The sequence below is a fragment of the Salinivibrio kushneri genome (genome assembly GCF_005280275.1).
GTDB classification, from domain to species: Bacteria; Pseudomonadota; Gammaproteobacteria; order Enterobacterales; family Vibrionaceae; genus Salinivibrio; species Salinivibrio kushneri.
The window spans coordinates 1697719-1719952 of record NZ_CP040021.1; the positions used below are offsets into that span (position 1 = coordinate 1697719).

General features: G+C 51.1%; 18 protein-coding genes and 8 tRNA genes. 6 read left to right on the forward strand and 20 right to left on the reverse strand.

What is annotated here, in order from left to right; all coding sequences use genetic code 11:
* The first annotated feature begins 30 nt into the window (after positions 1–30).
* Positions 31–1704, forward strand: a complete 1674-nt coding sequence (locus tag FCN78_RS07995) for a BCCT family transporter (protein WP_069362249.1) — start codon at positions 31–33, stop codon at positions 1702–1704.
* A gap of 60 nt (positions 1705–1764) precedes the next feature.
* Here the strand turns inward: FCN78_RS07995 and glpC are convergent, their stop codons facing one another.
* The 7 genes from glpC to FCN78_RS08030 all read right to left on the reverse strand — a co-directional run bounded on the left by glpC (position 1765) and on the right by FCN78_RS08030 (position 9894).
* Positions 1765–3021, reverse strand: a complete 1257-nt coding sequence (gene glpC / locus FCN78_RS08000; RefSeq protein WP_077659786.1) for an anaerobic glycerol-3-phosphate dehydrogenase subunit GlpC — start codon at positions 3019–3021, stop codon at positions 1765–1767.
* The gene (gene glpB / locus FCN78_RS08005; protein WP_077600401.1) at positions 3011–4324 is read right to left on the reverse strand and encodes a glycerol-3-phosphate dehydrogenase subunit GlpB; all 1314 of its coding nucleotides are present in this window, start codon (positions 4322–4324) and stop codon (positions 3011–3013) included. The genes glpC and glpB overlap by 11 nt, the downstream gene beginning before the upstream one ends.
* On the reverse strand, positions 4321–6015 hold the full coding sequence (gene glpA / locus FCN78_RS08010; protein WP_077659787.1) for an anaerobic glycerol-3-phosphate dehydrogenase subunit A: 1695 nt from the start codon (positions 6013–6015) through the stop codon (positions 4321–4323). The genes glpB and glpA overlap by 4 nt, the downstream gene beginning before the upstream one ends.
* Before the next feature lie 290 nt (positions 6016–6305).
* Positions 6306–6989, reverse strand: coding sequence for a YoaK family protein (locus FCN78_RS08015; RefSeq protein WP_077659789.1), 684 nt, complete (start codon positions 6987–6989; stop codon positions 6306–6308).
* A gap of 8 nt (positions 6990–6997) precedes the next feature.
* Positions 6998–7765: a glucosaminidase domain-containing protein gene (locus tag FCN78_RS08020; protein WP_102505176.1), complete on the reverse strand. Its 768-nt coding sequence runs from the start codon at positions 7763–7765 to the stop codon at positions 6998–7000.
* A gap of 95 nt (positions 7766–7860) precedes the next feature.
* Positions 7861–9153 (reverse strand): ATP-binding protein, encoded by a 1293-nt coding sequence (locus FCN78_RS08025; RefSeq protein ID WP_077659790.1) that lies wholly within the window; start codon positions 9151–9153, stop codon positions 7861–7863.
* Between the two features lie 33 nt (positions 9154–9186).
* Positions 9187–9894: a response regulator gene (locus FCN78_RS08030; RefSeq protein WP_077659791.1), complete on the reverse strand. Its 708-nt coding sequence runs from the start codon at positions 9892–9894 to the stop codon at positions 9187–9189.
* A 248-nt stretch (positions 9895–10142) separates the two neighbouring features.
* Between FCN78_RS08030 and FCN78_RS08035 the strand changes: the two genes are divergently transcribed.
* Together FCN78_RS08035 and FCN78_RS08040 are read left to right on the forward strand one after the other, a co-directional pair.
* A complete protein-coding gene (locus FCN78_RS08035; protein ID WP_077458630.1) occupies positions 10143–10730 on the forward strand; it encodes a porin family protein in 588 nt (195 codons plus the stop codon).
* A 415-nt stretch (positions 10731–11145) separates the two neighbouring features.
* On the forward strand, positions 11146–12315 hold the full coding sequence (locus FCN78_RS08040; RefSeq protein ID WP_077659792.1) for an MFS transporter: 1170 nt from the start codon (positions 11146–11148) through the stop codon (positions 12313–12315).
* Between the two features lie 146 nt (positions 12316–12461).
* On the opposite strand, the gene FCN78_RS08045 is transcribed toward FCN78_RS08040, so the two are convergent.
* Together FCN78_RS08045 and FCN78_RS08050 are read right to left on the reverse strand one after the other, a co-directional pair.
* Positions 12462–13346 (reverse strand): sterol desaturase family protein, encoded by an 885-nt coding sequence (locus FCN78_RS08045; protein WP_235607615.1) that lies wholly within the window; start codon positions 13344–13346, stop codon positions 12462–12464.
* 159 nt (positions 13347–13505) lie between these two features.
* A tRNA-Ser gene (locus FCN78_RS08050) sits at positions 13506–13596 on the reverse strand.
* Positions 13597–13778: 182 nt separating this feature from the next.
* On the opposite strand from FCN78_RS08050, the gene FCN78_RS08055 reads away from it, so the two are divergent.
* Complete coding sequence (locus FCN78_RS08055; protein WP_069362239.1) at positions 13779–14138, forward strand: HopJ type III effector protein; 360 nt, start codon at positions 13779–13781, stop codon at positions 14136–14138.
* Between the two features lie 72 nt (positions 14139–14210).
* On the opposite strand, the gene FCN78_RS08060 is transcribed toward FCN78_RS08055, so the two are convergent.
* Positions 14211–15197, reverse strand: coding sequence for an arginine deiminase-related protein (locus FCN78_RS08060; RefSeq protein ID WP_077458633.1), 987 nt, complete (start codon positions 15195–15197; stop codon positions 14211–14213).
* A gap of 328 nt (positions 15198–15525) precedes the next feature.
* Between FCN78_RS08060 and FCN78_RS08065 the strand changes: the two genes are divergently transcribed.
* The gene (locus FCN78_RS08065; protein WP_069362237.1) at positions 15526–16497 is read left to right on the forward strand and encodes a sensor domain-containing diguanylate cyclase; all 972 of its coding nucleotides are present in this window, start codon (positions 15526–15528) and stop codon (positions 16495–16497) included.
* A 23-nt stretch (positions 16498–16520) separates the two neighbouring features.
* On the opposite strand, the gene FCN78_RS08070 is transcribed toward FCN78_RS08065, so the two are convergent.
* The 7 genes from FCN78_RS08070 to FCN78_RS08100 form a co-directional block, all read right to left on the reverse strand.
* Positions 16521–16596 (reverse strand) — tRNA-Gly (locus FCN78_RS08070).
* 37 nt (positions 16597–16633) lie between these two features.
* A tRNA-Met gene (locus FCN78_RS08075) sits at positions 16634–16710 on the reverse strand.
* 37 nt (positions 16711–16747) lie between these two features.
* Positions 16748–16823, reverse strand: a tRNA-Gly gene (locus FCN78_RS08080).
* 138 nt (positions 16824–16961) lie between these two features.
* Positions 16962–17038: transfer RNA gene (locus tag FCN78_RS08085), tRNA-Met, on the reverse strand.
* Positions 17039–17075: 37 nt separating this feature from the next.
* A tRNA-Gly gene (locus tag FCN78_RS08090) sits at positions 17076–17151 on the reverse strand.
* A gap of 138 nt (positions 17152–17289) precedes the next feature.
* Positions 17290–17366, reverse strand: a tRNA-Met gene (locus FCN78_RS08095).
* A 28-nt stretch (positions 17367–17394) separates the two neighbouring features.
* Positions 17395–17468 (reverse strand) — tRNA-Cys (locus FCN78_RS08100).
* Between the two features lie 336 nt (positions 17469–17804).
* Here FCN78_RS08100 and FCN78_RS08105 point away from each other — a divergent pair.
* On the forward strand, positions 17805–19301 hold the full coding sequence (locus tag FCN78_RS08105) for a M20/M25/M40 family metallo-hydrolase (protein ID WP_201258665.1): 1497 nt from the start codon (positions 17805–17807) through the stop codon (positions 19299–19301).
* 97 nt (positions 19302–19398) lie between these two features.
* Here FCN78_RS08105 and FCN78_RS08110 read toward each other — a convergent pair whose 3' ends face one another.
* The 3 genes from FCN78_RS08110 to FCN78_RS08120 all read right to left on the reverse strand — a co-directional run bounded on the left by FCN78_RS08110 (position 19399) and on the right by FCN78_RS08120 (position 22107).
* Positions 19399–19965, reverse strand: a complete 567-nt coding sequence (locus tag FCN78_RS08110) for an alpha-ketoglutarate-dependent dioxygenase AlkB family protein (RefSeq protein ID WP_069362261.1) — start codon at positions 19963–19965, stop codon at positions 19399–19401.
* A 116-nt stretch (positions 19966–20081) separates the two neighbouring features.
* Complete coding sequence (locus FCN78_RS08115; RefSeq protein WP_077659696.1) at positions 20082–20690, reverse strand: 2OG-Fe(II) oxygenase; 609 nt, start codon at positions 20688–20690, stop codon at positions 20082–20084.
* Positions 20691–20811: 121 nt separating this feature from the next.
* Positions 20812–22107, reverse strand: a complete 1296-nt coding sequence (locus FCN78_RS08120) for an NAD(P)/FAD-dependent oxidoreductase (RefSeq protein ID WP_077659695.1) — start codon at positions 22105–22107, stop codon at positions 20812–20814.
* Between the last annotated feature and the right edge of the window lie 127 nt (positions 22108–22234).

The window sequence follows — 22234 nt, forward strand, 5'->3', positions numbered from 1 at the left end:
CGCGTTTTGTTGTTAAAAGAGGAACGATTCATGTCAACACGAAGTACGTCGGATGCGAGTAATGCCAGCGCATTGCAGCATCCGTTTGCCGATTGCGTCACACAGACCGGCCTGTTTAAAGGTGTTCATAAAAATATGATGATCGCCGCCACGCTCCTGGTTTGTGTCTTCGTGTTTTTTACCGGATTTAATACTGATTTAGCCGGCCGTGTATTTGCTGCGGCACGTGGCTGGGTGGAGTCGACCTTTGGTTGGTATTACATGTTGGTGTTGGTGCTGTTACTGGTCGCCAGCTTGACGATTGCCGTCACGCGTTTAGGAAACATTCGGTTAGGTGATGACGACGACCGGCCTGAGTTTAGCACCTTCTCGTGGCTATCTATGTTGTTTTCCGCGGGTGTTGGCGTTGGCATACTGTTTTTTGGGGTAGCCGAACCCACGCTCTACTTTGATACAAGTGGTGCGTTCGGCTACCCCAACAACCCGTATGCGGATATGGCCGGAGCCACCACCATGGGCTTTGACCGCGCGGCGGATGCCTTGCGTGTCACCTATTTCCATTGGGGCTTTCATGGCTGGGCGGTGTATGTGATTGTCGGCCTCGCGCTCGCTTATTTCTCATTTAGGAAAAAGCTGCCTCTCGCACTGCGTTCCACGGTGCACCCGCTGATTGGTGATCGTATTTACGGGCCCATCGGCCATATTATCGATATCTTAGGGGTACTTGGCTGCGTGTTCGGCGTCGCCACCTCGCTGGGTCTCGGTGTCAGTCAGATTGCCGTAGGGCTTGACCGTCTATTTGGCGTCGACCCGGGCGTGACGACGCAAGTTATCCTCATTGCTCTGATTTCCGTGGCGTCCATCTTGTCGTCTCTCTCCGGGGTCGGCAAAGGGATCCGAATCATTTCTGAGTGGAATATTATCGTCTCAGCATTAGTAATCGCCTACTTTTTATTCGGCGGGCCTACGGCTTGGTTAGTGCAGATCTTTGGCGCTTCACTGAGCGACTATTTGGTCGAATTCATTCCGATGGGGCTATGGTTCCCAGAGGCGCAAGGCCCCACCGCGTGGCAAAACGCTTGGACTATTTTCTATTGGGGCTGGTGGATTGGCTGGGCGCCCTTTATTGGCTTGTTTATTGCGCGTATTTCTCGCGGCCGTACCTTGCGCGAGTTTGTGGTTTGCGTGCTGTGTGCGCCAACACTGATGATTTTTGCTTGGCTGGCAATTTTTGGTGGTAACGCCTTACATCAAGAGCTTGTTGCCGATGCTGGGATTGGCACCGCCGGCATTATTGATTTGGTCAATGGTTGGGACTTACCGGCGGCGCTGTTTGCCACCGCTGATGGCATTACCGGTGGCGGGATCTGGGGTTGGATTCTCAACGCCATGATGATCTTCTTGCTGTTTAGCTGGTTTATTACCTCGTCAGACTCAAGCACCCTTGTGCTGACCACGATTTTGTCGATGGGCAATGACAACCCGCCCAAACGCTTTCGAGTCTTCTGGGGCACCATGATCGGTGCCGTCGCCGCGGTATTGTTGGTCGCCGGTGGCTTACGCGCCCTACAAACCGCGAACATGGTTACCGCCCTACCCATCAGTGTGTTGGTGATCTTAATGACCATCAGCGTGATGAAGTCTTTACTGGCAGAGTCGGTGGGTAAATCCACCGCCTCGACACCATCCAAAGCGAGTCGCTAGCGCGCACTCTCAGACTAACAGCGCCACCCTATGCGGTGGCGCTGTTCTTTGCGGCGAAGCTCAAGACGCTGATGGAGCCTCAACGGCCATCGCCAGCACACTCACCGGATGCAAGGCTTCCAGCGACGTGTTTTCTTCAATTTGCCATTTACAGGTTTCACAGTCGGTGATCGCAAAGTCCGCTTGCGCAGCCTCTATCTGGGCAAATAAGCTACTACCAATCGCAATCGAGGTTTGATAGTTCTCGGTTTTAAACCCATAGGTGCCTGCCAAGCCACAACATTCGCTATCGAGCACAACCACCTCTAATCCGGGGATCATACGCAATAGCTCAATGGTAAACATCGCATTACCACTGCGCGCCAAGTGACAAGGGGTATGGTAAACCACCCGCTTATTGATTGGATTGAGCTTGGGCATCTCGCCATTCATAGCCGCTTTGAGTAAAAAGCGGGTCACAAAGCTGATTTGCCCAGCGACCTCGCTGTTATCCACGCCCAGCACATGGGGATACTCTTCTTTTAACGTCAGCGCACAGGATGATGAGGTGGCGATCACTGGGCGCTCCTCAGCAACAGAATCGGCAATCATCGCGGTATTGGCGGTCGCGTTGCGGCGCGCTTTATCGTAAAAGCCATTGGCAATTAAAGGCACGCCACAGCACTTATGCTTGTCGAGCAATTGCACGCCGTACCCCATCGCATTCATCACTTTTACCAAGTCTTTACCAAGCTTCGGGTTATTAAAATTCACATAGCAACCGTGGAAGTAACTGACTTGTTTCGGGTATTCAGCTTGTGCCGCCGCTTGGCTTTTCATCCAACGCCGAAAGGTGCCAAAAGAATACTTGGGTAGAGATTTATGTTTATCCACCCCAATCGTGGCATGCATCACCGCTTTCACTGGTTTCAGATCCGTCATCACATTTACCAGTGGCGCGACTGGATTAGCAAGCGTGCCAAACAAGTCGGTGTGGCTGAGCACGTAATCACGCATCAGCTTGGGGTTGATGTTTTTCTTGCCGTGTTTGCCGCGCGCCACCGCAATGATATCGCCAATTTTTACACCGGATGGGCAGGCGGTTTCGCAGCGTTTGCAGTTGGTGCATAGCTTGAGCAGGTCATCATAATACTCAGGATTTTTGATCCGCAGGCGCTCACCATCCGGGCCACATTCTTTGGGGCCAGGATACGCCGGGTTCGCTTTCGACACCGGACAATACACTGTGCACACCGTGCATTTAATGCATTGGTCAAAGCTGGTGGGTTGCGGCGCATGGTCGCTATAGTCACGCTGTTTAAGCCATTCAGTTAGCATGGGACGCCTCCTTAGCGCTCGCCATCACGGCGAGCGCACGTTGCGCGGCGGCGTAGCCAGTAGCGATCGCGACGCCACCGCCACAGCCTTCATAGACGGGATCGTAACCACTGAGTACCGCGCCACACACAAACAGGTTTTGGCAACGTTTGCCGCGTGCGGTGGGCCGCAGTTGATTGTCGGTATTGATGCCAAACGCCATAAAGGGATGGCTTTGCTGGCTAAAAAAGTCGTCGTTGCGCCACTCGCTGCGATCGGGGCTTTGCACCATGTCTAACCCCAACGTCGGTTCGCTCACCTGGGTGCGGTCGGCATTGAGACCGCGGCTAAAATAGCTGCCCGTGGCCAAGATCACCGCCTCTGCGGTTAACGGAATATCTTCGAGCTGGCGCGTATGCAGGGCGGTGAGGCAACCATTGTCGTCAAACTCACCGCCGGTCACTTGATCACCACGCAGCAATACCCCACCTGCACTGGCAAAGGCCCGCTGTAAGGCGGTTTCAATTCGAATACCCAACAGCGAAGGCGGCATGGTTGGCACTTCGTGAAAACAGCGATCGGTGCGCTGTTTAAGCACATCCATACCCCGTTCGCCGGCGACATCGGCAATAATGGCGGGCAAAATCACCAATTCATCCGGGCCGGATTGCGCGATTAATTGCTCGCACAGGCTGTCAAAGGCATCAGGCTCGGCCAATAAACGGGAAAGATCCACCGAGCGCAGCTCATTGCGGTTACGGCGTAATCGCTCGGCACCCGGAATCGACAACGTGATGGTGCGACTTGGGCAGGAGGCAAAATCACGCTGGGCGGTAATGGTGTCTTTGGCTAACGTCGGTTGCGCATCGCGATAGCCTTCAATGGCGACAAAACATAAACCAGAGAAACGACGCGGGCCGCGATGCTGATACACATGTCCTTGCGACAGCCAAGTCGGACGCACGGTGCCCAGCGGCGTAATACGGCCGTGGTTGGCATTATCCTCTTGATGATACAGACACACCTTTTGCGCACTCAGTTGCTGTTGGAACCAAGTCAGTGATTGGGTGATTTCCTCTAAACTGACTTTGGCATACGGATGCTCAGGGTGCTGGCGCACCAGTTTCGGAATCGCTTCAAAAGGCTGACTGACCGGCTCACCATTAGGGAAATGGCCCAATACATCAATCGAGCCTGACGAAAAATGTAGCGCGCTTTGTCCGGCGCTAATCATCACAGTTTTCTTGCCCGCTTCTAGTGCCCGCAAGGCGGCAGTAAACCCGGCAATGCCGCCACCAATCACTGCGATATCGTAGTGGATCATTGTGATACCTCCTGATCAGCCGCTGACGTCGGTGTAGCACGTTTTAACTCACCACTACTGCGTGGTGTCTTCGGCGGCGTTGGCACCTCTCCGGCGCCAAATAATCCTTGATAAATCCAATAGCTAAATTCGGCTTCGCGTAGCGCGTCGCCCCAAAAAATGGGTTTCACGCCTTTCCAGCGCTCTTCGAGAAAATCCACTAGCAGCCCAGCACTGGCTTGGCCATCTAATCCTCCGCATTCACTAAATAAGCTGGCGGCACGATAGCTGCAAAGCTCACCCTGACAAGGCCCCATACCCAGACGGGTGCGGCGACGTAAATCAGTGATGTTTTTTGCGTCCAACGATTGAATGGCATAGTTCACCTCGCCCTTGGTCACCATTTCGCATTCGCAAATCACTGCTTGGCTATCGTCACTGTCATTCAGAAAATGGCTAACGCGTTCACCGTGGCGGTAATAGGCGGATTGGTAGACAGGTTTCACCAAGCTGGCGCTGGCTTTACGGATCCCTTTAGAAGGCTCAGAGCCCGGTAGCGGACGGGTCGCAGTTTGGCATGGATTGCGGTTACCCAGCTTTTCAGCCACCAAGTCTGTGGCTTGCTCGGCCATCAAACGGTAGGTCATGAGCTTACCACCGGTGATGGTGATCAAGCCCTCCAGCCCATCGCGTGCTTGGTGATCAAGTAATACAATGCCGCGACTGATATTACGCCCACTGCCGTCGTCGTCTACCGAGACCAACGGCCGCACACCCGCGTAGGCGCGCAAAACCCGCGTATTGGCCATAATGGGGGCGAGCTTAGCCCCCTCGCGCATCAGCACATCCACCTCTTGTGGCGTCACCGCCAACTTATCAATCTGATCGTACTCGATGTGCTCAGAGGTGGTGCCGATTAAGGAAATGGTGTCACCAGGCACCAAGATGTCAGCGTCTGCCGGTTTACGGCAGCGGTTGATCACTCGATTGTTAATCCGATAATCGAGGATCAGCAATGAGCCCTTGGCGGGGAACATTTTGATATTCAGATCAGCATACTCGCAGATTGTCTGCCCCAAAATCCCTGCGGCATTAATCACTTGCTTCGCCATGATGGCAAAACGCTCGCCGGTGAGGGTATGCAAACACTGGACACCTTGCACCGTCGCCCCTTGACGAATTAATCCCGTCACTCGGGTATGGTTAAACACCTTGCCGCCGTGCTCTTTGCCGTCCAACACATTCGCGGCACACAAGCGAAACGGATCGATAATGCCATCCGGTACCTGCACCGCACCAATCATAGCCGGATTGGCGTTGGGCTCGAACGCCAGCGCTTCACGTGGTGTCAGCTTCCGGGTCGGAATGCCGGCTTTATCACAACTGGCAATAAAGGTGTCTTGGTACGCTAAATCATCTTCCGGCAAGGTAATAAAGAGTCCGCTGGTATCTTCCACGCAGTGGCGAGCAACGGATTTAAGGTTGGTGTTTTCTTGGATGCATTCACGGGCCGATTCGGTATCTGTGACCGCGTAACGAGCCCCAGAATGCAGCAAGCCATGGTTGCGCCCCGATGTCCCAGCCGCGATATCGTCACGTTCGAGCATAATGCACGAGATACCGCGCAGCGCACAATCTCGCATAATGCCGGTGCCGGTTGCTCCCCCGCCGATGATGACCACATCCGTTTCAATATACTGGCTATTTGGCATGGGGCCTCCTTGTTACTGTATCGTAACGGGAGTGTGGCATTTTCTGTATCACAAAGACGGCGAGATCATCACACAATGCGCGAATTCGAAACACAAACTCACACTTGTTTGATTTGAGACAAACTTTTGGCCGCAAAAAGACGCGCGAATGGTGACACGGTAAACCGCCGCCACAGGAAGCAGGCACGACGTTGACACCAAAGAATCGGGCAAGTTAGAGCCATCGATACGATGCACAACACGCACATTAAAAAATGCGCGAAAACGCGCATTGTTAATAACGTGTGTGTTTATTTGCTACTGGTGCGGGTTATCAAACGCTGGCGTGTCATATATCCGCGATAACACAATGCCACCACAAAACATAACCCTGCGGGAAACAGCAAAGCCGCAAAATGGAAGCACGCAAAGAGCGACGCGCCCACTACCCCGCCGACGATAAAGCCAGACGCAATCAGTAAAAAGAGCATCAGTTTGCGCTTATCCACTGGATTGCCGCGCAGCTTACCCCCGAGCATCAATCCTAAATCGGTAAAGATGCCGGTTAAGTGGGTTGAGCGCACGATCGCGCCGCTGTAGGTCGTCGCCATCGCGTTCTGCAAGCCGCACGCTGCCGAGGCGGCTAACTGGCCAATGGCAAAGCCACGAGAAAGAAAATAGAACGCCACCATAATCAGCCCAGCTTCGACAAACAGTGCCGAGTCATAATGGCGGCCCAGTTTGAGCGTGCTGCCATGCAATAAGCACCCGGAAATCGCGGCACCAAGGAAAAATGCCACCAGTAAGCCCCCCAGCTGGATGACTTGTGTCCACTGGCCTGCAAACAACCCCGAACCAAATTGCGTCGCGGTACCTGACACGTGGGAGACGGCTTGATGTTCAAAGCCCAACAAACCGATCGCATTGATGGTACCGGCGATCAGCGCTAACACAAACGCCCCGGCTTCAACCCACCGAGGCAAACGGGTAATCATTGGCTGTCCTACTCGTTATTTGATAAAGGTGATGGCTGGTCAAGCCTGTCCAGTTGGTTATGACGGATCATCGCTTGTAGCTCCTTCACATAGGCTTGGCCACGCTCCGAATAGCGCCCCAACCCATTGGCAAGCGATGTACCTGAAAGCGGTTTATTCTGCTCACGCAGGCTAGCGCGGATCTCGCGTAGCCCTTGATACGCGGCATGGGTATTCAAGTTATTGATGTAGCTTTTTACCGAGGCTTGCGGGTTATCAAAGGCTGCCACTTCGTGCACTTTCCCTTCCGCACGTTGCTTGGGTACCAGTCCACATCCTTTGCTGAAGCACCACTGTCCGAAGTAGTTATTCCCTTCACGCGCAAACCGCGAGGTACCCCATGCACTCTCATTGGCCGCCTGCGCTAATACCAACGACGGCGGAATGATATCTACCCGTTGAATCAGCGCCATCCAGTCTGCTTCTTGGCCGACATCAAACTCGGCTAGCTCATACTGATCGGCGAGCGCTTGAACGCGTTTTGTTTCTCGGCGGCTTAACTCACTTTGACGCGTGTGCCATGCCGTTAACGCGGTCCGATCCGCCAAGATTTCGCTGTTAATGGTATTCACGACAGGGGTGAAGTAATCAAAAAACGCCTGCTTACGCTCAGCCCCCGCCGCAAAGGATTGAAAATCGGGCACAAGCGGGGCTTTGGGCTGCTGGCGCGAAACCAAAATGGTGACGGTCACGGCAAAAATCGCCATGCCAATAAAGACGAAAGTACGGTGTTTCATAGTGCCCCTAGTGTTGTCGATGTGGGCGCTATTATACGCGAAATACCTGATGGCGACGAATGCCGCCCTATCAACTTAGCCCTGGCAGCGTGACATCATGTTTTTATGGGTAAGATCACCCGAAAACATGCGCCGCCTAAATCACTATGATCAATCTCAACATGACCGCCGTGGCGGGTGACAATTTGTTTAACGATCGCCAGCCCCAAGCCATAGCCTGAGCGCTTTTTATCGCGGGAACGATTCGCACTGTAAAAGGCATCAAAAATAAACGGCCAGTGTGATGGATCCACCCCCTCACCATCATCGTGTACGGCAATCACAAGCTGTGTGTCCTCGCAATAGACACGCACGGCTATTTGACGAGTCGCATACTTCTCCGCATTACCGATTAAATTGGTGATCACTCGTTTGAGCAGGTGTGGATCGGCCTCAACACTGGGCAAGTCTTGCGGGGCATCCAAGCTCACGGACTTAGTGCTGAGCGTTTGCCAACGCGGCCATTCTTCTTGTAGCCACATCGCCGTATTCAATCTTTCCGGGCTAAAAGGTGTATTGGGGTGATCAACACGTGCCAAATAAAGAAGCTCATCAACCAATCCTGCCATTTCATCCGTATCTTCAACGATACTGACGATTTTTTGTTGTTGCTTGCGATCCAGTTGGCTCTCACTCAACAATTCAGCTTGCCATTGAATTCGAAATAAAGGAGAGCGCAATTCATGCGCCACCGCATTGGTTAGCGCTCGGCGACTACTGACCAAACTGGCAATTCTGTCTGCCATATGATTAAAGGTCGCGTTCAAACTCCCCACGGTATATTGACTCTTTGTTGACGCCCGCGCGTCTAAATTGCCGTTGGCAAATTGAAGAGCCGCTTGCTCGAGTGACCGTACTCGGCGGCTGAGAAACCGCACCATGAAAAAACTGTAGAGAGCAAAACCAAAAAAGAGAAAAACGAACAATAGATCTTCATTAAACGCAATGGCCCCGTGTAGCTCAGAGTCTACCGCGGTTTGTAAACTATAGATTTGCGCCTTATCGTCGAGACGGAACCACAAGGTTTCGTTTTTATCATCAAAAACGGCCGAGGGGTCAAGTTGGTGGGAAAATGCCTCCTTCAAATGGGCCGGAATCTTGCCAAGTTCGTGTACCGATAATGAATATTCAACGTTATCGGCATACCCCTTCAGCGCACCTAAAGCTTCTTGCGTTCCCGCCTGTGACTCAATCAGCGCTACCATATCAACGACACTTTCAGCCTGTCGCTTCGCCAAGGTTGCTTCATAGTTTTCCGTCAGTTCATACACGAGGTATTCGTAGGTCAATGAGCTCGCCATAAAAATGACGACCAGCCCAAAGAAGAACTCTAAATATATCCGACGCATTGCTCACCACTCATACAGACTTCTACTACGCACTTACCATGCATCAGGCACAAACAAGTAACCCTTTCCCCGCACTGTGATAATTTTTTTAGGGTTGGTGGATGTATCACCCAGCTTTTTTCTCAAGGTCACAATTTTATTATCTATCGTCCGGTCAACACCGTCATACTCAATACCTCGTAATGCACGCGTTAACGTCTCTCGTGTGTGCACCTCGTCAGGCTGACTGGCCAGGTGCCAAAGCAATGCAAATTCACTGTCTGTTAATGCGATAGGCTCATCATTTAATGAACAGTAGCGTCTTGCCTCATTGAGCGCCAAGACACCATAATTAAGGACACTGGGCTTGGGTGCGAGCACTGCTGCGTCGTCTCTAAGCTGGCGTAGTTGCACTCTTACACGAGCCATCAGCACCCGAGGCTTAATCGGTTTACTGATAAAATCGTCCGCGCCCACCTCTAGGGCTGCCACATGGTCAAAATCATCATCACTCGCGGTTAGCATCACAATTCTTCCTCTAAACCCATCACGGATTTGTCGGCAAATTGTCAGTCCATCGTCACCGGGTAGCATTAGATCGAGTAGAACCAAATCAGGTTGTGCGGACAAAATGTATTCAGCCGCCCCTGTCCCTTCAGCGAGTGCCGTGACGCGATAGTCTTGTGTATCAAAATACTCTGTCAGCATTTCTCGCATTTTGGGGTCATCTTCGACAACCACCAAGTGTAGTTTCTCTTCCATTAATATTGACCTAGAAAAATAAACAAACCAAAAGCCTTGGTATCAATCATTAATAACTCTGTGCGTCTACAGGCGTAGCTATCACGACAGTCATACGACAAACCATGACACTCTGCAGATACATTACCGCGCTCGTCAGCCGTAAAGTACCACTCAAACGTTCCCCCTTAAACGAACGTTCCAAAAAGCAATGACTATAAGTCATACGTTCTTAAAAAACACCTACGACGAATAATAGGTTATTTACAATGAAAAAATTAGCACCTTTCGCTTTACTGATTCTCGCACCAGCGGCTTATGCCTCTTCTTATATGGGGATGGAATTTGGAGCTGGTAGCGCTGATGTGAGTGGCTTAGATAGCAGCGAGTTCAAAAGTGATCTCGAGGACCGAGGAACCGTCAAGCTGTACGGCGGTAAGTATATCACTGACTCAGTGCGCGCTTACGGCTACTGGCAGTCGGGCGCGTCGAGTAAATCGACCGTGAAAGCAGGAGATGAAGAGCTGTCGCTGGAAAATACTGATTATCAATTCGGTATGGGCTTAGACTATATTCACGAGTTCACTGACAATTTGTACGGTATTGCTGGTGGTACGCTAGGCTATCAACGCAGCAAGCTAGAAATTAAGGACAAAGATGCTCTGGGGACTGACAACTATAATCTCAGAGACTCTGGCCTAGCGAGCGACGTCAATCTCGGCCTTGGGTATCGTTTTAACTCCGGTATCGCTTTGGAAGGCGGTCATAAATACGGCTTAACGAAACAAAAGTATGCGGAAGGTATTTCCTTCAAGAACCCAAGTGTGTTTTACCTCGACGTTAACTATAAATTCTAACAACACGCTCACAGACGACAGTTGGCTAAACTTACGCGGACAGACCGTTTAAGCTAAGACAAAGACACTATCTCACTCCTTACCCAAATAGGCATCCACTCAGTGGGTGCCTATTTTTCTTGCAATAGCGATGATTGGTTAAATACCAGTTCTAAGTGTCAACTCAATCACCCTTTGATATAAAGGCTGACTCATCGCGCCCTGTATTATAGTCAATTGTTTACTCTGTAAAAAATACTTGCCTGCTCCTCTACCTATATTTGCTGGCAAGTGTTTTCGCCCAATGTAATACTTTGTTACATTTCCTGGACATTATAAAGTTGTACGCTTGACAAGGGGCCCTTCCCCATCGTCATCTGCGTGTCAATTGACGGTATACCCGCAACTTTTCAAAGACTCACGCGCTAGGCTATCCATGAAAAACATTTTATTTTTACCCATTGCGATGTTTGCGTTCGGCATGGATGCATATGTCGTGGCGGGCATTATTCCGGAAATTTCCACCAGTTTTCAGATCACAGAAGCACAAACCGCACAAATGGTGACGGCTTTTACCTTGTGCTACGCCCTTTCTGCGCCAATCTTGGCGACATTGTTGGCAGGCTTTCCGACCAAAAAGGCACTCGTGTTATCGATGCTGATGTTTATCGCCGCTAATCTTGTCACCATTTTCAGCACGCACTTAACCATGTTACTGGCAAGCCGCGCGCTAGCCGGCATAGGGGCAGGCATTTTCTCGCCTTTAGCGGCGGCGAGTGCCGCCTCTTTGGTGCCTGCAGAAAAGAAGGGGCGTGCATTAGGGCTGTTGCTGGGTGGTATGAGTGCGGGTACCGTTGTCGGGGTTCCCGTCGGTCTCGCTCTCGCCACTTGGCTTGGATGGCAAGGCGTGTTTGCCGTCGTGATCGGTATCGCGCTCATTGGGCTGATTGGCGTGGTGCTGGGTGTTCCTCAGATCTGTGTCGCCCCGCCACCATCGCTAAAAGCACGCGTCGCGTTACTCGCCAGTCGGTCCGTGTCTGCGACTATTAGTGTCACCTTCTTGACGGCTGTCGCCAGCTTGGGGCTCTATTCTTATCTCGCACCTGTGATTACAGGCATCACACAACAAACCAACCTCACGCCCTATTTATGGATTTGGGGGCTAGGCGGCATGGTAGGCAGCTTCACCATCGGCCATTTAATTGACTGGGTAAAACGTCCAAGGACAATCCTGCTCAGCGTCCTGACGCTCATGTTCGTCGCCATCTTTAGCATTCCGAGTAGCTTGCCGTTGCCCTCAATCATTGCCTTTGTGCCATTCTTTTTATGGGGTGCGGCCGGTTGGTCGTCGCTCGCACCACAGCAACACACTCTGATTAGCCTCCAACCGGAGCAAAGTGCCGCCGTTGTCGCACTCAATAGTTCATCAAACTACCTTGGTGGTGCGGTGGGTACCCTTTTGGGTGGGCTGTGGCTCGGCCACGGGATTTCAGTGATTCAGCTTGTCTACGCTGCCGCCGCGGTAGCGGCCGTAGCCATCGTTATTCAGGTTGGGATTCTGCGCCAAAGCGCCAACGCCGTGACAAAGGAGTGCAAAAGCATCTAGCCTGCTAACAATCAACTCGGCTCATATTTCAAACGTTGCGTTTACGCGCCTCCATAGGCAGGAATGCTACACGTGGCGGTGTTGGCACCCGGTAACAATGAGCTATATCCTCAAAATGTGTTTGCTTGCAGCAAGCCAGCAAACTGCTACCTCTTACGTGATGCTTGCTCGTCTGTCGTGTGGCCTTGTGCGTGTCCTGGCGGTGCAAACAAGCACCGCCATCGTTGCCGAAAACTCAGATCAGGCTGCGTGACATCGCGCCACATTTGCTGCCATTCTGCAAAGGTCACCACCAGAGGGTTAAAACTTTTTACTGGCTTGGGGATCCCATAGCGCACCGGCTCAGATTCCGGCTCGAAGGTGCCAAATAATTTGTCCCAAATGATCAAAATGCCCGCGTAGTTTTTGTCGATGTACTGGGGGTTCACGCCATGATGAACACGATGATGAGACGGGGTATTAAAAACCCATTCCACAGGCCCGAGTGTCTTTATCCATTGAGTATGGACAAAAAACTGTAACCCTAAATTCAGCAGCACAACAAACACCACCCATTGCGGCGGAAATCCAATCACCACCAGCGGCAGCCAAAACAGCCACATCCCTGCCAGCGGATACATTAAGCTTTGGCGAAACGCGGTGCTAAAGTTCATCCGCTCTGAGCTATGATGCACCACATGCGCCGCCCACATCCAGCGAACACGATGGCTGGCGCGGTGGAACCAGTAGTAACAAAAATCTTGTGCGGCCATCAGCAACAAAAACAGGCTCACCGACATCTCAATGTCGAACAGCCGCCAGCCAAACCACCATAAATAGACCTTGGCAACCAGCAAACCAGTCAGTAGATCGGCAGCTTGATGCAGCCCCGCCAAGGTAAAGTTACAGAGCACTTCCGGCACGTAATAACGCGCATTATCGCCCAATTTCCCCCGGCGCAGCGCCACCCAATACTCCCCCAGCATGCATAAGAAAAACACGGGAGCCAATACAAGCAGTAGCCATTCTGGATGGGAGATCAGTTCAGTCACGGAGCCTTTATCGCACAGTACAGTTTCTTAACATATTAGGTGTTTCAGCCCAACCTGTAAGGAAAAGCATCACCAAGCTGTTAGTTTGCGCACAAAAGGAGAGTAAGCGGATATACAGATACAAAAAAGCCGCTGATTTCTCAGCGGCTTTTCGGTATGTGGCGGAGGGACAGGGATTCGAACCCTGGAAGGGCTATTAACCCTTGCCGGTTTTCAAGACCGGTGCTTTCAACCGCTCAGCCATCCCTCCGAACTGGGTGGTATACTAATGTTGCCCCGAGTCAATGTAAAGCACTGCAACAAAAAATTTGGTTTAAGTGATGGATATTTATCCATTAGTCGCTTCTCTTGGCTTCACATTGGTTAAACAAGTTGGTACAACGTGCACATACTCTCGACGAGAGCTCGCATGTTATTAACTCAGGAACCAACATGACCTTAGACAGCTTTCTCGCTAAAGTCACGCAAACCCCAGATATGGTAATGTTTGACGAGACAATAGCGGTGATAGATGCCCATTACGACTATGCCCCCACTCGATTCACTAACGGTGATCTGGCTAATAAAGCAGGCCAGAACACAGGGTCTTGCAAAGTCCTCGCATTCTGCCAGCTCCATGAGCTTACGGAAGCACAGACACTCTCCTGCTTTGGGGGGTATTATCGCGAGGACGTGCTGAGCAACCCTTCGGGGACGGATCACAAAAACATTCGCAACTTTATGGTCACTGGATGGAACGGTGTCTCATTTGACAAAATGCCACTTAAGGCCAAAACACGCGCGCACTCGTAGCATGAAAGCAACGTGAAACGGCGACCCTAAGTCGCCGTTTTGCCTATTAAACCGACGTTTTAACCGACGCCTTTAACCCGATATCGCGGCTTGATGACGAGGTAAAAATACTTCTCCCATCATACAACGCACGCTTCCCCCACCCACGGTTTCAATTGTGTTGACATCGACGGGCACCAATTTACCAAATTGGCGCAGCGTGCGTTTTTGCTCTTCAGTAAACGCACTGTAGGCCGACAATGACATGACGATGAGTGATTCACCGTGGCGATTGCGCAATTGTAAAATATTGCCACAAAGCTGGTTCATTTGTGATTCACTAATGGATACCAAGGTTTTATCTTGACTCAATGTGTTACACACAAGATCGCGCTGCCCCGGTTCTATCACCTCATCGCACACAACGGCAAACTCTTCACCCACCGCCATCATCACATTGGTATGATAAACCGGATTGCCATCGCTCATTTCCGTGTTAAAGCTCACGACTTGTCGCATGCCTACCTTTGCTGCCCACTCAGTGAGCAAAATGCTGTCACAACGGTGTGAAAGCGCCGCATAAACACGCTGGTTGAGGTGGTCGATAACCATCGCGCCCGTACTTTCAAGAAACGCATCGTCCTTGTCATGACACTTCACTTTGTGTACGTGATTGACGGCATAGCCTGCACGGTCTAATGCAGTCATTAAGCGCTCGGGTTTCACCTCTAACTGACGGTTTGGGCACGCCATAGGGTAAAGGTAGAGCTCGCCACTGGGGAGGGTACTAAACCAGTTATTGGGAAACACGGCATCAGGCGTTGCAGGGTCAGAGTCTGGGTACTCCATCACCACCACATCGATACCATGGCGGCGGAGGATCATCACCATGTTGTTGAATTCTGCCATCGCGCGCGCTTTTACCTCTTCATCCGGTAGTGACGGCGCATGCTGAAAACCATTATCCTCACTCGTTTGCGCATTAAATTTAAAATGAAGCGGGGGCACCATCACCACAGCAGACGCCGCATGTGGATGAGTCAGCGGATATTGGGTATCACAGCTCGCTAAAAACGCCATAAGCAAACCTTCTAAAAACAACAAGTATTAAGAGTATAGAGTCGCTGTCACGCACGCGATCAATCCGGGTGCGTCACCGCCTCTTCCAACAGTGTGAATACTGAACAAGCGGAGGAAAATATCATTGAAACAAGTTTTTTACAAACTGAGTTTCTCAGCCTCTCGCACACCTACAGACACTTACAGCCAGTTCTCCTATATCTCACTGAATTAATGATCTTTTTAAAAGCTTCTCGGGGTGTCAGCGATATTCACCGCTCCGAACAATTATTGCCCCTACCCTGTGTGTGGTTGGCTACAATAGAAATAGCGGCAAGGAGGAAAAGGCATGGAAACGGCGCGCCCCACTCACAATGAGCAGCAAAGACTTCACGCATTGCACGATCTAGGCATATTAGATACTGGACACGAAGACAGATTTGAGCGGATTGTCAGGGTAGCGGCATACGTTTCTGACTGCCCCGTTGTCGCAATTAGCCTCGTTGATGAACAGAGACAATGGTTTAAAGCTAAACGTGGTTTGGCAGTCAACCAAACAAGCCGCAGCGAATCGATTTGTGGTCATGCTATTCAGCAACTAGAGCCATTAATTGTTGAGGATACGCTCAACGACAGTCGCTTTGCTGACAACCCGTTGGTAACCGGCCCTCCTTATATCCGTTTTTATGCAGGTTTTCCCTTTAGCCTGGATAGCGAACACCTGCTTGGAACGCTCTGTGTGATCGATCATCACCCTCGCGAGCTTACGGATGCCTGTCAGCGCGCGCTGTCAGACCTCGCGCGTATCGTCGAGCATGAGTTGGTCATGACGCAACAAAATGTCATTGATCCGCTAACAGACGTCTTTAATCGACGTGGCTTTTACCGAGAAGTAAACAGTTATCTAACAGACGACGTTGTCATTGAAGATCAACATACGTTATTACACTTTGACGTTCGCCAATTACAAGACGTCAACCAGCGCTATGGCAAGCATGCGGGCGACAAAGTCCTGAAAGAGTTTGCTGGCTGTCTAACAGATGTGTTCGGTGATTTGGGCTGGGTTGGTCGCCTAGAAGGCTGTGAATTTGCGATATTATTGATTCAACAGGATGTCGATGCGGTCGAAGCACAATTGGATCGCTTCTATCTCCGGCTTTGTCGCCGATTATCCTTAGAACGCTATCCGTTCAACTACTCAGTCGGCCTTGCGCACTTTTCGCAGATTGACGAAACCGTCACGCTAGAAACAATGCTTCTAGATGCGACAAGTGATACAAGGCGCTACGCTGTGCCTGAAGAAACACGTCATATAGGGTGAAGTCGATGGAGAGTTATGAAGATTGGAGCGACATACGAGGTTCGAACTCGTGACCTCGACCTTGGCAAGGTCGCGCTCTACCAGCTGAGCTAATGTCGCCTTATGCAATTAAGCGTTGCATGGCGCTGTGTAAAATTGGTTGCGGGAGCTGGATTTGAACCAACGACCTTCGGGTTATGAGCCCGACGAGCTACCAAACTGCTCCATCCCGCGTCCGTAACATCAATTGTTGCTTGATGTGGGCAAAACTTGGAGCGACATACGAGGTTCGAACTCGTGACCTCGACCTTGGCAAGGTCGCGCTCTACCAGCTGAGCTAATGTCGCATTATGCAATTAAGCGTTGCATGACGCTGTGTAAAATTGGTTGCGGGAGACGGATTTAACGCGCCGTGCAACGGCACCGACCGAAGGTCGTATTGACTTATCATCAATTGTTAAGTGCTTCTTCAGCAACCTAAAATTTGGTTGCGGGAGGCGGATTTGAACCGCCGACCTTCGGGTTATGAGCCCGACGAGCTACCAAACTGCTCCATCCCGCGTCCGTAACATCAATTGTTGCTTGATGTGGGCAAAACTTGGAGCGACATACGAGGTTCGAACTCGTGACCTCGACCTTGGCAAGGTCGCGCTCTACCAGCTGAGCTAATGTCGCCTTATGCAATTAAGCGTTGCATGACGCTGTGTAAAATTGGTTGCGGGAGACGGATTTAACGCGCCGTGCAACGGCACCGACCGAAGGTCGTATTGACTTATCATCAATTGTTAAGTGCTTCTTCAGCAACCTAAAATTTGGTTGCGGGAGGCGGATTTGAACCGCCGACCTTCGGGTTATGAGCCCGACGAGCTACCAAACTGCTCCATCCCGCGTCCGAATTATACTGCACTAAGAGAAACATGGAGGCGCGTCCCGGAGTCGAACCGAGGTCCACGGATTTGCAATCCGCTGCATAGCCACTCTGCCAACGCGCCTTAACGCTACTGCCTCTTGAGTACGGGGAGGCATTCTACGGATTAACGTGATCGAGTCAACACTTATTATTTAAAAAAAGTGTCACCTGCCTGTTTTGCAAACGAAAACATCAAAACCCATCCAGTTTGCGGATCTTTTCAGCATGGTTTGCCTTTTTATTATTCACTTCCTGTTTTATCTTCGCCTTATCTCTTATTAACATTTTTGTGACAAGTTTCATGTCCACAACATGCCTGTCTTAATTTTTAAACAACGTGTCTTTTTCCTCTACAGTGAATGGGTTGCAAGGAGTAATGCGACGCTATGCAAATCAAGGAGGAAACATGAAATACAAAATGACAATGCTCGCTTTCGCGCTGGCCACCAGCTTTGCCCACGCGGGTCAAGACGACGATAAAGTCTGGATTTCCATTGGCGCTGATGCGCAACAAACGGCGCGTCACGCTGGTGCCAGACCGATGTTGTCACACGCTGTTGCAAGTAATGGCAAAGCATGGGTAGGTGAAGTCAGTGAATCTCAATTGGCCGCGCTGTCTCATGAGATGCATGAAAATCATCACCGCTGTGGTGGCTATATCGTGCACACCTCAGCACAAAGTGCCATGGCAGCCAGCAATATGCCGGTGTCCCGCGCAAGCTTTACGCCACCGACCATCAGTCAGCAGGCACTCGTAACGCCTTGGCTGGACCAAATTCAATCAAGTTTAATCGTGAATACCATCGATCGCCTGACCGACTTTCCCAACCGCTTCTACACCACGACATCGGGCGCACAAGCATCCGATTGGATAAAGGCACGCTGGCAATCGCTCGCTCAGGGGTTAAACGGTGTGGCAATCTCTCAAGTGTCGCACAGTGGTTATAACCAAACGTCGGTTATGATGACTATCGAAGGCACAGAAAGCCCTGACGAATGGGTTGTGATTGGTGGGCATCTCGATTCCACCATTGGTGCACGCACAGACGAGCAAAGTATCGCACCTGGCGCCGATGACGATGCCTCCGGGATTGCAGCAGTGACAGAGATCATTCGTGTTTTATCGCAGAATGACTTTCAACCCAAACGCAGTATAGCCTTTGTCGCTTATGCCGCCGAAGAAGTTGGACTTCGTGGCTCGCAAGCTATCGCCAACCAGTTTAAACAACAAGGCAAAGATGTACGTGGCGTGTTGCAGCTTGATATGACCAACTACCAAGGCTCAGCAGAAGACATTGTCTTTATTACCGATTATACCGATAACGGCCTCACCCAGTATCTCACTCAGTTACTCGATACCTATTTGCCTACACTCAGCTATGGCTTTGATACATGCGGATATGCGTGCTCCGACCACGCGTCTTGGCATCAAGCAGGTTATCCTGCAGCCATGCCGTTCGAAGCAAAATTCAATGACTACAATCCCAATATTCATACCCCTCGCGACACACTCGCCAACAGTGATAGTGAAGGGCGTCATGCGGCTAAGTTCACCAAACTCGGTTTGGCCTATACGGTAGAGTTAGCTAACGCTGCCTCCCAGCCCAATCCTGGTAATGGTTTGCAGCTCGGTCAGCCTGTCGACAATATTTCAGGTGCCCGTGGCAGCGAGCGCACCTATCGCTACCCGTTAGAGACCACCAGTGATGTCGTCATCCGCACATACGGCGGTACTGGCGATGTGGACCTTTATGTCAAACAAGGTGGTCAAGTTAGCACTGATAATTGGGATTGCCGCCCCTATCAAGGCGGAAATAACGAAATCTGCCGGTTTGATGGCGCATCGCCCGGCGAGTTTTCAGTCTTGCTTCGGGGCTATCGGGATTACCAAGGCGTCAGCTTGATTGTTGAATAACCGCAATCGCTCAAATAGGTAACGGCGAGCGACTCATCGGCTCGCCTTCTTACAGGCTTTTTGAGTAACCGTGAATGAAAGGCGCCCGCGTGGCGCCCTATTTGTCAGAGGGGGTGAGGAAGCGAAATGTTAAGTTGATTCGCTCACTCGTTGGCTTTTGCGTTTTCGGCAAACTGTGCTGCCAATGTGTTTGGGTTGTGCCTCTCATCACCAGCAAGGATCCGTGATTCAATAAAACCTCACGCTTTTCTTGCCGTTTAGGATGGCGAAAAAGAAAACGCCGGCTCGCGCCTAAACTGACAGAGGCAATCGTAGGTTGCTCCCCCAGCTCAGGCTCATCATCTCGGTGCCACCCCATGTAATCGCTACCGCTGCGATAGCGATTTAATAGAACGGTGTTAAAGGAAGTCTGACACTGCGCCTCTACCCAGCCTTTGAGTTGGCGCAAGGGATGTGTCCAAGGCAGCGGCTGAAGCGTGAGTCCGCTGTAGGTGTAAGGATGATCACCATACCATGCCAATAGACGTGGCTGCATCACGGTGCGGCCAAACAACGAAATCGGCAATTGTTGCCAGGGGGTTTGCGCGAGTAAGGTTGAGAACAATGTGTCTGCACACCCCGCTGATAGCCACTCAGGCCACCAATCCACCTGAGCATCAGGCATATCAGTGATCGGGTGGCTATCAAATGCCGCATCAGAAAAGAAACTTTGTTGCTCGGGAGAGCGAGCCATAAAACACTGCCTCGTTCAATACTGTTAGACAGTGAGTATGGCTGTCGTTAGCGGATTGGATCAACGCGCTGCCCGCTCATACCATTCAATCGATACCAGCCGGCAATACTAAAACGCTGTCTTTTGGCGGGAAGCACCTCATGAGGGAAAGCTTCGGATAAAAACGTCACCAATCGTCCCGCTTTCGGCCATAACGTTTGCCGATGGCTACCGTCGGGGTTGTAAATGACGATTTCGCCCCCGTCTTGTTCAGACCAATCTTCATTAAGATACAACACGGTGGTCACTTTACGGTTTGAGCGCCCTTCGAAGGCATCATAATGTTTGGCATAAAAGTCACCAGGGTTGTACTTAGCAAAATGCGCTTCATATTCAAATAGCCCCAAAAAAAGGTGACGATTGAATGCCTGCTGAAGATCGGCCATTTTTGCTAATAATGCATCCACGGCAGGCTGGCTCCCTCGTTCTAACCAGTGAATTTTATCCCGACGAATTTGCGTATTAGTGTGCTGTTTTTGTTCGCGCCCAATCGTGGCTTGCGCCCATTGGGCGGGCAAGCATGTGTGTAAGTCACGCACCTCTTGCGCTGACAAAAATCCGTCACACACACTGAGTCCATGTGTCGCAATATCATCGATGATAGCCAGGTTGCTCAACCACTTGTCTCCGCCTAGAAATGGAGACGTTACCTTACTGCCTTTAACCGGCAGGACAACATGCGTTGTTTATCGTGACCATAAGCATAACTCATCGATAGCGTCACTCTCTCTCAACATATCAACCGAGCAAATCCTCGAGTTTTGCTTTCCAAATCGCGAGCGCCAGCGCTGGGCTACGGAGCATTTTTGGCGTGGGTATCCAGCCATGTTTGAGGCGAGCAAACACATCAAAGCGACTGGCTTGACCATCGATGGCCTCGGCAACCACTCGTCCCGCAATATTGGTTAATCCAACGCCATGCCCCGTATATCCATGTGCGGTATAAATATCATGACCTAAATGCGCAATGTGCGGCATATAACTACGCGTCACAGCAAACATTCCGCCCCAATGATAGTCCATCTTTACTTGGCCCAGTTGAGGGAAAACCTTAGTCATCCGATGGTGGAGCCGCTGCGCCGAATCCTTATACTCGCGATTAAACGGATGATTGACGCCACCAAACAATAAGCGTCCCTCTGCCGTGGGACGGAAATAGTCTAAACAGTTGTTGAGATCCGACATCGCCATGCGATTGGTAATTGGCATACGCTCACCAAGCGGTTCGGTCACAGCAATAAACGAGGCAACAGGCAGAACCTTGGCTTGTGCTTGGCGGTGTAAACCCTCTAGATACGCGTTACAGGCAAGCAAAACGCGGGGCGTATTCACTCGACCTTGAGGTGTGATCACCGCATGAGGTTGCCCTTTGACCAAACGCGTAGCAGGGGTGTGCTCATAGATTTTCACCCCCATTTGCGCCGCGGCACGAGCGAGGCCTAGCGTGTAGTTCAAGGTATGAATATGCGCACTGTTGGGGTCATATAACCCTCCGAGGTATCGCTCGGTGTTAGCAACCTCCGCCACTTGCGCTTTGTCCCACCACTGGGCGTCTGGGTATTGATAACGCCCTTGCTTTAATGCATGCCAGCTTTGCAACTCCTTTTGCTGCGCGGAATTTAAAGCAAGCTCGATATAGCCCGGTTGAAAATCACAGTCAATCTGGTGATGCTGGATTCGTTCGCGAACAATATCAACGGCTTCAACCGACAAGTCCCACAACTGTTTGCCCCATGCTTGCCCATAGGTTTCATCAACTTCTCTCAGCCCAAGGCAATACCCCACGAGACACTGGCCACCATTGCGGCCAGACCCTCCCCATGCCACTGTTTGTGCGTCTAGAACGGTGACACTATAGCCACGCTGTCGCAATTCAATGGCGGCGTTCAGGCCCGTTAAACCCGCCCCAATAATACACACATCTGCCTCTTGTGTGCCTGCCAGTGTAGGAAATGACAGCGTTTGGTTTTGGGTTGCAACATAGTAATTTGTCGCCGCGTTGAAGTCATTATCAGGTCGAACCGTTTTGACCATGCTCTCAATGGTTACTCTTGTTATCAAAAAAGAAAAAGTATTAAAAAACCAGCAGTCTGGTTTCGCGCCATCACACGCTCAGAGGCGGCAAATACTGGCACTGTCCTCCCTCTCTGGCAAGCTATTA

Coding starts and splice junctions, on each gene's coding strand:
- FCN78_RS08020 (WP_102505176.1), bottom strand. CDS start 7,765: ATGAAACACCGTACTTTCGTCTTTATTGGCATGGCGATTTTTGCCGTG.
- FCN78_RS08040 (WP_077659792.1), top strand. CDS start 11,146: ATGAAAAACATTTTATTTTTACCCATTGCGATGTTTGCGTTCGGCATG.
- glpA (WP_077659787.1), bottom strand. CDS start 6,015: ATGCCAAATAGCCAGTATATTGAAACGGATGTGGTCATCATCGGCGGG.
- FCN78_RS08120 (WP_077659695.1), bottom strand. CDS start 22,107: ATGGTCAAAACGGTTCGACCTGATAATGACTTCAACGCGGCGACAAAT.
- FCN78_RS08060 (WP_077458633.1), bottom strand. CDS start 15,197: ATGGCGTTTTTAGCGAGCTGTGATACCCAATATCCGCTGACTCATCCA.
- FCN78_RS08030 (WP_077659791.1), bottom strand. CDS start 9,894: ATGGAAGAGAAACTACACTTGGTGGTTGTCGAAGATGACCCCAAAATG.
- glpC (WP_077659786.1), bottom strand. CDS start 3,021: ATGCTAACTGAATGGCTTAAACAGCGTGACTATAGCGACCATGCGCCG.
- FCN78_RS08105 (WP_201258665.1), top strand. CDS start 17,805: ATGACAATGCTCGCTTTCGCGCTGGCCACCAGCTTTGCCCACGCGGGT.
- FCN78_RS08055 (WP_069362239.1), top strand. CDS start 13,779: ATGACCTTAGACAGCTTTCTCGCTAAAGTCACGCAAACCCCAGATATG.
- FCN78_RS08110 (WP_069362261.1), bottom strand. CDS start 19,965: ATGCCTGATGCTCAGGTGGATTGGTGGCCTGAGTGGCTATCAGCGGGG.
- FCN78_RS08015 (WP_077659789.1), bottom strand. CDS start 6,989: ATGATTACCCGTTTGCCTCGGTGGGTTGAAGCCGGGGCGTTTGTGTTA.
- FCN78_RS08065 (WP_069362237.1), top strand. CDS start 15,526: ATGGAAACGGCGCGCCCCACTCACAATGAGCAGCAAAGACTTCACGCA.
- glpB (WP_077600401.1), bottom strand. CDS start 4,324: ATGATCCACTACGATATCGCAGTGATTGGTGGCGGCATTGCCGGGTTT.
- FCN78_RS08025 (WP_077659790.1), bottom strand. CDS start 9,153: ATGCGTCGGATATATTTAGAGTTCTTCTTTGGGCTGGTCGTCATTTTT.
- FCN78_RS07995 (WP_069362249.1), top strand. CDS start 31: ATGTCAACACGAAGTACGTCGGATGCGAGTAATGCCAGCGCATTGCAG.
- FCN78_RS08035 (WP_077458630.1), top strand. CDS start 10,143: ATGAAAAAATTAGCACCTTTCGCTTTACTGATTCTCGCACCAGCGGCT.